The 11,942-nt window shown below is 49.1% G+C and carries 14 protein-coding genes; 7 read left to right on the top strand and 7 right to left on the bottom strand.

Annotated elements, in window-relative coordinates; translation table 11 throughout:
- Window positions 1-2 precede the first annotated feature (2 nt).
- The 6 genes from L3K52_09865 (at window position 3) to L3K52_09840 (ending at window position 5,354) form a co-directional block, all read left to right on the top strand.
- The gene (locus L3K52_09865) at window positions 3-1,598 is read left to right on the top strand and encodes a hypothetical protein (GenBank protein ID UOG90514.1); all 1,596 of its coding nucleotides are present in this window, start codon (window positions 3-5) and stop codon (window positions 1,596-1,598) included.
- A 159-nt stretch (window positions 1,599-1,757) separates the two neighbouring features.
- On the top strand, window positions 1,758-1,946 hold the full coding sequence (locus tag L3K52_09860) for an AlpA family transcriptional regulator (protein UOG90513.1): 189 nt from the start codon (window positions 1,758-1,760) through the stop codon (window positions 1,944-1,946).
- Entirely contained in the window at window positions 1,943-2,656 is a 714-nt protein-coding gene (locus L3K52_09855; protein ID UOG90512.1) for a hypothetical protein, read from the top strand. Before L3K52_09860 ends, L3K52_09855 begins: the two co-directional genes overlap by 4 nt.
- The gene (locus tag L3K52_09850; GenBank protein UOG90511.1) at window positions 2,649-3,881 is read left to right on the top strand and encodes a helicase RepA family protein; all 1,233 of its coding nucleotides are present in this window, start codon (window positions 2,649-2,651) and stop codon (window positions 3,879-3,881) included. Before L3K52_09855 ends, L3K52_09850 begins: the two co-directional genes overlap by 8 nt.
- A gap of 217 nt (window positions 3,882-4,098) precedes the next feature.
- Entirely contained in the window at window positions 4,099-4,287 is a 189-nt protein-coding gene (locus L3K52_09845; GenBank protein ID UOG90510.1) for a hypothetical protein, read from the top strand.
- Window positions 4,284-5,354 (top strand): tyrosine-type recombinase/integrase, encoded by a 1,071-nt coding sequence (locus tag L3K52_09840; protein ID UOG90509.1) that lies wholly within the window; start codon window positions 4,284-4,286, stop codon window positions 5,352-5,354. Before L3K52_09845 ends, L3K52_09840 begins: the two co-directional genes overlap by 4 nt.
- A 139-nt stretch (window positions 5,355-5,493) precedes the next feature.
- Here L3K52_09840 and L3K52_09835 read toward each other — a convergent pair whose 3' ends face one another.
- Window positions 5,494-6,492 (bottom strand): ion transporter, encoded by a 999-nt coding sequence (locus tag L3K52_09835; GenBank protein UOG93991.1) that lies wholly within the window; start codon window positions 6,490-6,492, stop codon window positions 5,494-5,496.
- Window positions 6,493-6,497: 5 nt separating this feature from the next.
- Window positions 6,498-6,830, bottom strand: coding sequence for a hypothetical protein (locus tag L3K52_09830; GenBank protein ID UOG90508.1), 333 nt, complete (start codon window positions 6,828-6,830; stop codon window positions 6,498-6,500).
- A gap of 145 nt (window positions 6,831-6,975) precedes the next feature.
- Between L3K52_09830 and L3K52_09825 the strand changes: the two genes are divergently transcribed.
- Window positions 6,976-7,812, top strand: coding sequence for a hypothetical protein (locus L3K52_09825; protein ID UOG90507.1), 837 nt, complete (start codon window positions 6,976-6,978; stop codon window positions 7,810-7,812).
- Here the strand turns inward: L3K52_09825 and L3K52_09820 are convergent.
- The 5 genes from L3K52_09820 to L3K52_09800 all read right to left on the bottom strand — a co-directional run bounded on the left by L3K52_09820 (window position 7,806) and on the right by L3K52_09800 (window position 11,888).
- Complete coding sequence (locus L3K52_09820) at window positions 7,806-8,567, bottom strand: HAD family hydrolase (protein UOG90506.1); 762 nt, start codon at window positions 8,565-8,567, stop codon at window positions 7,806-7,808. The two genes, L3K52_09825 and L3K52_09820, sit on opposite strands and share 7 nt — an antisense overlap.
- Before the next feature lie 46 nt (window positions 8,568-8,613).
- Window positions 8,614-9,300, bottom strand: coding sequence for a hypothetical protein (locus L3K52_09815; protein ID UOG90505.1), 687 nt, complete (start codon window positions 9,298-9,300; stop codon window positions 8,614-8,616).
- A gap of 61 nt (window positions 9,301-9,361) precedes the next feature.
- The gene (scpB, locus tag L3K52_09810; GenBank protein ID UOG90504.1) at window positions 9,362-9,913 is read right to left on the bottom strand and encodes an SMC-Scp complex subunit ScpB; all 552 of its coding nucleotides are present in this window, start codon (window positions 9,911-9,913) and stop codon (window positions 9,362-9,364) included.
- Entirely contained in the window at window positions 9,913-10,710 is a 798-nt protein-coding gene (locus L3K52_09805; protein UOG90503.1) for a segregation/condensation protein A, read from the bottom strand. Before L3K52_09805 ends, scpB begins: the two co-directional genes overlap by 1 nt.
- The gene (locus L3K52_09800) at window positions 10,710-11,888 is read right to left on the bottom strand and encodes a tryptophan--tRNA ligase (GenBank protein ID UOG93990.1); all 1,179 of its coding nucleotides are present in this window, start codon (window positions 11,886-11,888) and stop codon (window positions 10,710-10,712) included. The genes L3K52_09805 and L3K52_09800 overlap by 1 nt, the downstream gene beginning before the upstream one ends.
- Window positions 11,889-11,942 lie beyond the last annotated feature (54 nt).

Raw genomic sequence — 11,942 nt, 5'->3', positions numbered from 1 at the left:
TCATGAATCTGAATAACGCTTACCCTCTTTTTCAAGAGATCACCAGTTCAACCGCGCAATTGGAACAGCACAAGGCTGATTTGCACGGCATTAAAACTTCTCAGTCAATATGGAGTATTGCGACGTTTTTCATTTACCTGTCATTCACTAGCGTATTGTTCGCTGGCGTGTCGGTATTCGCTTTGCAAGATTATTTGTTTGCCAATAAAACCAATGTTGTGGGTATGCTATGGGTGATTATCGTCACTCTAAGCGTACCAGCGGCGTTAAGTCTGGCGAAGCACTTCAATTACAAGGCGATAGCGAAAGATGGCTTTAATGACCGTAGGAAAATTCAAACCATTATCTATTTCATTATTGCGCTGGCGATCGTTAGCGGCATTTACTACGAAAGCATTTCAGCAAGTACCAATTTGCAGGTAAAGAGTTTTCATGCAGCGGATAATAGCGCAATGGGGAAATCACTCACCAGTGCAACCATTGTTAATAGTGGCGCGTCTGGAATGGCTGAATCTATTGCTAAGGCTCAAAAGTCTTATAGCGCTTGTTTGGTTAAACTCGAACAAGCTAAAAAGACCAATCCTGAAACAAAGTTTCATTGTAATGGTGACAAAGGCATGGTTGATTCTTTAAAGGAACAGGCTAATGCTGAACGCGCAAGCAATGCTGAAGCAACCTCTAAGGCGCAAGCGGTTAACCATGAATTGATGAAAGCCGAACGAACAGAACAGGCTATCCCGCCTGCTAAATTCGCTAGTCAGATTTTCAATACATCTATTGATGGTGGCGTGATGATTATCACCCTAATAGCGGCATTGCTACTGGAACTGATACACGTCACGACCATTTTCAATGAGTCCAGAACATTGAAAAACATTCGCCATTACACCGATATGCTGAAGGATTTGAACGGTTCATATTTCAAAATGACTGGCAAAACATTTTCACCAGATGATTTTACAGATGACCGTGTTATTGATTTATCGAAGGATGAATTAAACCGCCCTACCCCGAATAATCCAGAAACGTTCAATGATGATGGTTATGAAATTCGCACTAAGGGCAAGCCGTATTCTGATTCTAAAATCGGCTTTGGCAATCCTGCTACTGCAAGTCGCTTCAGGTGGCAAGATTCAGAAATCGAATTGCCAGCGAAACCAGAAAGAACGTTCGGGTTTATCCAATCAGGTCAGGTTGCTAAAGATCGTGAAACCTCATTGCTGGAAGAAAACCGGCGGAAATACGCGCAGGAAATCATCTTGCCTACGAACCCACGCCCTACCCCATCGGACTATGCGCCGGTAGCGCGTAAGGAGAGCGTACACGCATCAGCAGAGAAGCCCTTACACGAACGTGTAGGCGATTCTAAGCCCTTACACGAACGTGTAGATACACGCATCAACGAAGCGGCGTACACGCAAGCTGCTGAGGCGAAAGCAGGGACTTATGTTGACTGCCCACAATGCGGCGCAAACTTCCGCAAGGCGAACAAATGGCACACGTTCTGCAAATCCACTTGTAAGGATGATTGGCACAATGCGAAAGACCCAACGCGATTGGAGGCGTTAAAAGCGAAGTCTAGGAGGCGTAAAGCGTAGCAAAACGGAGGTGGCAGGGTGAAAACCTTGCCATTTCTTAATGGCAAATGAACAAAACGCGAATTAGCAGAAAAACAGCCTCAAATGGAAACCTCCACGAACCCATTTGCAAGAGCCTGCAATCATTTGCTTACTTTATGCAACCTGAGTGTTAAAAACATGCAAAACGATCAATTAATACATGGCTATGCCGGACTGAAAGAAAAGCTCGGATTTAGCAAATGGACTGCTATCCGCTTGATGAAAAGTGGCAAGCTCCCAAAGCCGATAATGGTATCTCTTCGCCGGATTGGATGGCGCGAAAGTGTCATTAATGAGTGGCTGGACAATGGAGGTGCTAACCAATGATGGCAGCAATCGACAGGGAAGAATCCCAAAAAAGCGAAAGCCCCAGCACTCGCAAAAATGAAGGGGCGATATGTTCAACTTCCAGCCGCAATTATAGCAAACCTGATTCAAATAATCAGCTTAGTTTCTCTGATGTTCGTGTCGCTGCTTATGGGCAGTGGGAATACATCCATACCGCCCTTGGTGTAAAAATCATATCAACGGATTACCGTAAGCATACGGCTTGTTGTGGATGCGGTGGCAAAGACCGCTTTAGAGTAATGGCTGATTATGGCAATACTGGCAAGTGGTTTTGCGGGGGCGGTGGCGATCAACAGTCAGGCGATGGATTTAGTTTGCTAGGGCATGTTTTCGGATGGGATAGCAAACAGCAATTAAAAGCCGTGGCTGATGTTTTAGGTTTATCGCAAATGGACAATAAAGAGCGCGATAAAATCAGGGCAATTGCCGAAAAACAATCTGCACAAATGGCATTAGATGCGCAGCGCAAGCATGAGCAAGCGCGTCGTGATTACAATATCAAGACGATTGCAGAGGATTTAATCGACGCAATTAAGCACCGTGAATACCTGCAACGCCAGACGAATAAAGTAGACGGTCGTTATGTGTTTCGCCCCAGTATTGATGAAATCGCACTGGTTAAAGAGCTAATCACCCATTCCATTGAATCCTATGGAGAGTACCTAAAGCCTGAGGTGAATCATGCTTAATGATGACGTTATCTCTGCTGCAATTGAATCAGGATTTTATCAGCCTGCTTATGAGTGCAAAGACCATAAGCATGATATGCCCGATCACTGCTATTACGAAGACCCTGCTTATGAGTCGCTTTCTGATACACCACCAAAATCCAGCAAAAAGGTATTGCTGAAAACGCTATCAAGCGCATTGCAGAATCTTAAGCCGATGGAATGGCTTATTAAAAAAACACTTCCATCAAAAAGTGTCATTTTTTTACATGCACCTCCAAAAGTTGGAAAAACATTTATTGGCATTGATTGGGCTATGTCTATTGCAACTGGCGAAGATTGGCACGGCAAAGAAATCAAGCAACCGGGAACAGTTCTTTATATTTCCGGGGAAGGGAATAACAACATCCTGAAAAGGTTTCAGGGATGGCTCAATAACAATGATGTATCAGCGGATGATGCTAACTTACTACTGTCAGAGCAAGTGCTAAAACTGCCAACAGATCAAAATGCAATAATCGACGCTGTAATAAATGCTATGCAAGAACACGGATACCCTGATGTTAGTTGTATTTTCCTTGATACATATATCCGCACTCTTGATGGTGATGAAAATAGCAGTGTTGATGCAGCAAAATATATTGCGGCGGCTGATGAAATCAAAGATAGGTTCAATTGCGCAGTCGTGGTTATTCATCACACGAACCGCAATGAAACGCGGATGAATGGCTCAAATACGCTACTCAAGAATGCAGATTGCGTTTATCTCTTAGATGGGGATGGTGACGATATGCAGTCCGTTAAAAGCCTCACCTGCACCGAAATGAAGGACGCTGCCAAACCATTGCCTATGGGATTTACATTCAAGCGAGTTGAGCTACCCGGAATTTATGCCGATCCAGACTGCCCGGAAGATGGATGGGAAACAACGCTTGTTCCTGTTGCAACTGATGCGCCACCCAAAGCTAGTAAAGGCTCAAAAGTTGCCAGCGGGAAGAACCCAAAGGCGGCAATGGTAGTGCTGCATAGCTTGATTGATGCGCAACGCCGGAACTTAGAGCTTAGTGGTCATAATCCAGATCAGGCGCAAGTTATGCTCACTCACTGGATTGAATCGTGCAAAAACAATTCTGAAGTAAATTACCGATACCTAACACCTTCAGCATTTGCCGAACGAATCACAGACAAATTGATAGAGCAAAATCTAATCAAATGCCAGAACGGATATGTTGAGGTGGTTAAATAATGAGCTACACACTACCTACACACTTTACTACACACAATTACACACTTTTACACACTGGACTATCAGCACACCTACACACTTTTACACACTCCCCTTTAGGGGTGTGTAAAGTGTGTAAGTGTGTAGTCTCGCTTTGTGTGTGTAGCTGGTTCGTTGAAAACAGCATGAAGATGCTTTTCAGAGAAAAGATGACCTTGCCAGCATGGAGAGCAAAACAATGAAAAAATTATTGACCTTGGAAAAATGGGCAGAGTCTCGCTATTCCGATCAAGTGCCAAGCATTAACACCTTGCGTCTGTGGGCAAGGGAAGGGCGCATTCAGCCGCAACCTGTAAAGCATGGTCGGACATATCGTGTTCTCGAAAATGCAAAATACTACTGCCCATTCACAGGTGAGAGTTCATGAAGCGCAAACCAGCGGGATTACACCATGCAAAAGGCGCGAATGGTAAAACTTACTATTCGTGCATCCATCCCGTTACTGGGAAGCGTCACGGCTTAGGGAGCGACTTTGTAACCGCTTGCAAGGTGTTGCATCGTCTGCAAGCTGCACACCCGAAAGACCGTGAGACCGCGCTATTTGAACGCATAGAGGGCAAGGGTAAAACCTTCAGTGCTTTCGTGGAGAAGTTCAAAGAGGCTTTACAGGAAAGAAATCTAAAGCCTAACACCCTGCGAAGCCGTCACCACATTCTCGATAACGTGCTAATGCCGCGCTTTGGTAGCTGGCAATTGAAAGACGTTGATGCTGAAGCAATCACTGACTTGCTAAGCGAATTCAAGAGCCAAGGTAAAAACCGCATGGCTCAAACTATCCGCTCGGTGCTGATTGATCTTTTCCTTGAAGCCGTTTCTACGGGATGGCTGAAGGCTAACCATAATCCTGCAAGCTTGACCCGTAACCCGACTGCTACCGCCAAACGTTCGCGGTTATCGCTGGAACAGTTCAGTGCGATTTACTCACTCGCTGATGATTGGATGCAGCGGGCGCTAGAACTTGCGATCCTGACAAGTCACGCGGGCGCAACGGAATTGACCGCCATGCAAAAGCCTGTAGATGGATATTTGCAGGTTCAGCGCACAAAGACCGATGTTCGTATCAAAATCCCCGTGACGCTGAAATTAGACGCTCTAGGCTGGACATTGGAAGACACCATTAACAAGTGCTTCACTGATGGCATTGAATCGCCGTATTTGCTCCACCACGTTTCCGACGCTGGCAACATGGGCAAGGGCAAGCCTATGCACCCTTACCGCATCACACGCGAATTCACCCAGATAGTGAGACGTTCGGGTATTGCATGGGAGGAAGGCAAGCAACCGGCGACGCTCTATGAAGTTCGCTCTTTATCCGAACGGCTTTATAGAAAGCAGGGTGTTGACGTTAAGACGCTGCTAGGTCACAAGGACTCCCGTTCGACTGAGAGATATGACGATGTGCGGGGTGATGATTGGCTTACTTTAGAGATTTGAGATAATTATTAGCTTACAAATAGCTTACTAATTAACGGTAAGCTATTGATAGAAAAGGGCTAAATCTGCTTGCCGTATCCTGCCCATGCAGACAAAGAGAACCTTAACTTGTTTCATAAACTCTTCCCAACTCTTACTGTTACCGCTTCGCCAGACTCACATGAATGTGCCCCGGCGGATGTTTAATCAGCAGCGCCTGCCCGCAATGGGGGCAATTGGTGTGCGTCTGCAAGCGCGTTTCCTGCTTAACTTCCTCGAACACCAAACGCGCATCCGCCCGGCTAATGCCAATGGTGACGCGCATTTTTTCCAAATAACGCAGGCCGCCAAAATCCAGCTTGCCATTTTCCATGGCACGTACCAGTTCAAAACGGAAACTTTCACGGCGACGCTTCAACTCATTGATCATGCCGGAGGCAAGGATAGCGGCAGGCAACGCTGCAACTGCAATGCCGGTGATGATAATAGTGCCACTAAACACCTTTCCCACTAACGTTACCGGCACCACATCACCATAACCGACCGTTGCCACCGTCACCGCCGACCACCACAATGCGCGGGGAATACTACCGAATTTATCCGGTTGAACGTGACCTTCCACTAAATAAATACCCGTTGCGGACAACAACACCAACATGCACAAAATGAACAAAGCCGAGATCAAGTTATCCGCCTCTTGTCGCAATACTGCCAACAACAGCGCCAGAGAATGCGAATAGCGGGTCAATTTCAATAAGCGCAACAAACGCAAACTACGCAACACGCGTAAATCCACTAACCCGAAAAACAAACTGAGGTAAAAAGGCAATACCGCCACCAAATCGACCAGTGCCATCGGCGACAACAAATAACGAACGCGCCCACGCATCGGATGCTGAAACGCAACGTGCTCAGATTCCACGCAAACCCAAGCCCGTAATACGTATTCCAGCGTAAAAATGGCCACCGAACACACTTCAAACCACTCAAAAAACGGTGCGTATGCCTGGTAAATAGCGTGCTCAGACTCCACCACCACGGCAACGACATTTGCCACGACCAATACCATTAAAAAATGGTTCAGAAATGTTGCCCATACCCCGCCTTTTTGTGCCTCAAGCGCCAGATACAACCACCGACGCGCCCTCAACAGGTTCACTCGATTCAAAAATGCCGCCGGATTTTCTGGTACAGGTCAGACAATTCCTCGCCCAAATCGTGTAATTCCTCAACCACTTCCAAGCGCACATCTTTCACCTTGTCGCTGATTTTATGCTGAAGTTTATCCACATCTTCCCCCAAATCGTGAATTTCCTCTTTTGCTTTCAGGTTCAATTCCCAGCCGGTATCACGCAAGCGCACCTGCATAGCATCCCACTTGGTTTCCAGATGCGCCCACTCTTCACGCGCCTCCAGACCCAATACGTGCAACCGCACGCGTAACTCCTCGCGCTCACTGGTCAAGGCTTGCATTAATTGCTGTAATTTTTCTTTCATGGCATCAACCTCCTGTGTTACTTACTCTGATAACTATACACTTTCAGCCAAATTAAGCACGGGCATTGCGCAAAGAATGGAACTTTTCACCCGACGCACGGCTCTATGAATTTGATTTTGTTTTACACCGACACAAGGGCTTGTTATGAAAAAAATAGTATTATCACTGGCGGTGATTGCTGGCTTAGGGTTATCGGCGTGTGCTCCGATGAATCAGCAAACGCCACCTACCCCGACGGTCGTTCCCGCTAAAGATTTAAACTGGATTGCCGACAAAGTATACCGCAACGAAACCAGCGGCAACCCAGCCTTGCTAGTAGTTTGGAATGACCGCGAAGAATTCGCCTCTCTCGGTATCGGGCATTTTATCTGGTATCCGGCAGGGCATCGCGGCCCTTATACCGAAACCTTCCCCGGCCTAATCGACTACACCAAAGCGCAAGGCGTACCCGTCCCCCAATGGCTGACCAACCGCAACGTGCGCACCGCGCCCTGGGCAAACAAAGCCGCGTTTGAACGCGCTCGCAATGACCCAGAAATGCAGCAATTGCGCACGTTCCTGCAACAAACCATGAATATTCAGGCAAACTACATGTCTGAACGCCTCACCCGCGCTTTACCCACCATGCTAGAACAGGTTGCCCCGCAAGACCGTGAGCGCGTTTTGCAAAACTACCAAGCGGTCGAAAAAACCCAACGCGGGCTGTATCCACTGCTGGATTACGTCAATTTCAAAGGCGAAGGCACTAGCCCAACCGAACGCTACAACGGTCAAGGCTGGGGCTTGCTGCAAGTACTATTGACCATGCGCCCGGTTCAAGCAGGCCCGCAAGCGTTGGATGAGTTTGCGCGTGCCGCCGAAGAAGTCTTGGTGCGGCGTATCGCCAACTCATCACCCGAACGCGGCGAAGCCAAATGGCTCCCCGGCTGGCGCACCCGCCTGAACACTTACCGTGCCCAATCGCTGTTAGGCGCTTATTGAGCGAACACTTGCTGCAATAGCTCAAGCGTGACGTAGGTATGCGCACCTGCGTCACCTCGCAACACCGTGAACGGCGCATCCGCCTCGCCAAACTGATCAACCACCAAGACTGCCTTGCTGAAATCGTGGTCACGGGTGTAATCATTCACTGTCACCACCGTTTTCAAATTAGCGGCAGTGGACGAGCGAATACCGTTATCCGAATCTTCAAACGCCAAGCATTCTTCCGGCTGTAAGCCCATCTGCTGCATCGCGTACTCATAAATATCCGGCGCGGGTTTTTTCTTCGGCACAATATCGCCTGCCGCAATGCACTCAAACCAAGCAATGGATTCTTCACCCAAAGTGGCTTTCAGCAAGTAAGTCACGTTTTCTGGCGTAGTCGTGGTCGCAATGCCCAACCGCAAACCCGCCGCTCGCGCTTCCCGAATCAAGCGTTCCGCTCCGACGCGCAACGGAATTTCGCCCGCTTGCAACATTTCCAGATAAAAATGCGTTTTGCGCTTATGTATCCGTGCCGCGAACGCGGTGATGCCTTCGGCGGGTGCAAAATCTGGCAAATATTTTTCCACAAAATAGCGGATGCGTTCTTTACCGCCGGTGACGGTCAGCAAGTCGGCGTACAATGCGACGGTCCAATCCCAGACCAAACCGGCTTCGGCAAAGGCTTTATTAAAGGCGGGGCGATGTCCATCACGTTCGGTGTCAGCAAGTGTGCCATCGACGTCGAAGAGCAAGGCGGTGAGCTGTGGCATAATGATTATCCTGATAATGTCGTGCGCCGGATTCTAGCCCATTATGTTATAGCGCTTCAAACTGAATCGAAGTGCGCAATTCCCCTGCAAACAACGCATCAAAACCAACCGAGCCGCGCTGTTGCTGCACGCTAAAACCGGTTTGTACTGCCGGGGTAACAGCCGCCACTTTCAGCAAATCGGCGGGGTATTCGATTTGCATGGAAACCTGCATCGGATAATAACCGTCCAAAAACTTGCGCATATACGGCCCGTTGAGCAATACATAGGTGCCATCGTCTTGAATCCGCAACGCACGGGTATGCGCTTGCAAACAAACCCGCGCATTAGCGCCAACTTTGCTGAGTTGCAGGCTGGAACCTTCCACCCACGCCTTCCCAATATTGCGCTGCTCAGTAATTTTCATATCGCGGATATAGCCATCGCGGAAAGTAATTTGCATCGCCGCAGCCTGATCCAGATTGTCGTGGCATTGTTCGAGTTGCGCCCAGCCAGCCTGCAAAGATTCAGCGGTAATTTTGACTTTGTTTTGATGGTGATGAAGCGCTTCACCTGCCGGTGCAGTTGCTAAAAAATCGAGTTTCCCCTCATTAATCACTACCGGCGGCGGTTCGGAGGTATCCGACTCAAACCATTTTTCCAGTGCTTCGCGTTCGGCATCAACGGCAGGCGATTCTGCCCAAACTGGCGATCCCACTAAAGGCAAACACAGCAAGAATCCATAGAAACGCATAGCCGTTACTCTCCGCCAGTGATTAAAACTCGACTATGGCGAAACCGCCCCTGCCGGTCAATTATCCCAACAACTCCAGTTGTAACTTATCCACGTCAAGCGTTTGCATGTCCGCCAAACTCGGCAATTCATCCAATGATTTGAGGTTGAAATAATCCAGAAAGTGACGGGTAGTCCCCAACATTTCCGGTCTACCGGGGACTTCTTTATGCCCAATAACCCTCACCCAATCGCGTTCCAACAAGGTTTTAATCACATTGGCATTCACCGCCACGCCGCGCACCTCTTCAATTTCGGCACGGGTAATCGGTTGCCGCCAAGCAATCAGCGCGAGTGTTTCTAAAAACGCACGGGAATATTTTTGCGGGCGTTCATCATGATGGCGTTGCACCCAAGGCTGAAATTCGACGCGAGTTTGCAAGCGAAACCCGCTTGCCGTTTCCTTAAGTTCAAAGCTTTGCCCAGCACTCGCTATTTGCAAAGTGTGTAACGCGCTCCGAATCGCGCCCCGCGAAATGCCTTCTTCCGGCAAAAAATAGTGTTCCAATTGTTCCAATGACAATGGCTGGTCGGCGGTCAGCAAAATGGCTTGCAAAATCGTGCTCAACGCCATTACATCACCGCCGTCGCCGCACGGATATAGAGCCGCGCATACGCTTCATCACCTTGCGTGACATCAATCAAGTGCGCTTTGAGCAATTCCAACACCGCCATCAATGTCACCACCACGCCACGTCTGCCCTCTTCCACCCGAAACAACTGCTCAAACGGCACAAATTGTTGCGTCTGCAATGCCGCCAGTATCAACGTCATGCGCTCGCGGATCGACAAATGTTCGCGCCGAATTTCGTGATGCGTGAACATATCCGCACGTTGCAAAACGCCCTGAAATGCCAGCAATAATTCACGCAATGACGCTTCGGGCGGCGGGCGTGGCACTTTCGGAAAATCCGCAACGGTTTGCACCACCCAATGATTACGTTCCAAACGCGGCAACGTATCCAAATCCGCTGCGGCTTGTCTGCACTGTTCGTATTCCTGCAACTGGCGCATTAATTGCGCACGCGGATCATCTTCTTCCTCAACCACCACTTGGCGGGGCAATAATAAACGTGACTTGATTTCTGCCAACATCGCCGCCATCAGCAAATATTCAGCCGCCAGATCAAGCTTGAAGGCTTGCATCAACTCCACATAAGCAACGTATTGCTCAGTAATAGCCGCCACCGGAATATCGCAAATGTCGAAGTGCTGCCGCCGAATCAAATACAATAATAAATCCAGCGGCCCTTCAAACGCATCCAAAAACACTTCCAACGCATCGGGGGGAATGTACAAATCCTCTGGCATGGCGATCACTTGCTCGCCACGCACCACCGCGAAGGGCATTTCCCGCTGAATGGCACTCATTAGAGGTGATGGGTGAAATGCAGTGCTTCCATCACATCTGCCAAGGTTTCACGCGCCACTTGACGCGCCGACTCTGCGCCTTCACGCAAAATGGCACGCACCCGCCCCCGGTCTTGCTCGAATTCGGCCGCACGGCGTTGAATCGGGGCAAGCTCGGTTTGCACGGCCGTAATCACCGGCTGCTTGCATTCGAGACAACCGATTCCGGCACTGCGGCAACCTTCCTGCACCCATTGCTTGGTGGCGTCATCCGAATACACCTCATGGAATTGCCACACCGGACACTTTGCCGGATCGCCGGGGTCAGTACGTCGCCCGCGTGCCGGGTCGGTCGGCATGGTACGGATTTTCTTATCCACACTTTCCGGGGATTCACGCAAGGCAATCGTATTGTTGTACGACTTCGACATTTTTTGCCCATCCAGCCCCGGCATTTTAGACGCTTTGGTCAACGACGCTTGCGGTTCTGGCAGGATGATTTTGCCAGAACCTTCCAAGTAACCGAACAAACGCTCGCGATCACCCAGTGACAAGTTTTGCTGCGATTCCAATAATGCCCGCCCGACATTCAAGGCTTCGCCATCGCCTTGTTCCTGATATTGACGACGCAAATCACGGTACATTTTCGCCTGTTTCTTGCCCATTTTATTAGCGGCTTGTTCGGCTTTTTGCTCAAAATCCGGTTCACGCCCGTACAAATGGTTGAAACGCCGCGCGACTTCGCGCGTTAATTCAATGTGCGCCACCTGATCTTCGCCCACCGGCACACGGTCGGCTTTGTAGATAAGAATGTCAGCCGACTGCAACAGCGGGTAGCCAAGAAAACCGTAGGTAGCGAGATCACGCTCCTTGAGTTTTTCCTGTTGGTCTTTATAGGTAGGCACGCGCTCCAACCAACCCAGCGGGGTAATCATCGACAATAGCAGGTGTAATTCTGCGTGTTCCGGCACGTGTGACTGGGTAAAAATCGTCGCAGAACTGGGGCTAATACCCGCTGCCAACCAATCAATCGCCATGTCTTCGACGTGCTGGGAAATACTGCCCGGCGTTTCATAATGGGTGGTTAGCGCGTGCCAGTCCGCCACAAAAAAGAAGCACTCGTAATTGAGTTGCATCTCAACCCAATTTTTCAAGACACCGTGATAATGCCCCAGATGTAACAAGCCCGTCGGACGCATCCCAGAAACGACACGTTGATTTTGCGAAGGTGTAGTACTCACAACAAACCTTTT

The organism is Candidatus Thiothrix sulfatifontis (assembly GCA_022828425.1).
Classification (GTDB): domain Bacteria; phylum Pseudomonadota; class Gammaproteobacteria; order Thiotrichales; family Thiotrichaceae; genus Thiothrix; species Thiothrix sulfatifontis.
This window is presented reverse-complemented; position numbering and strand designations above follow the sequence as displayed.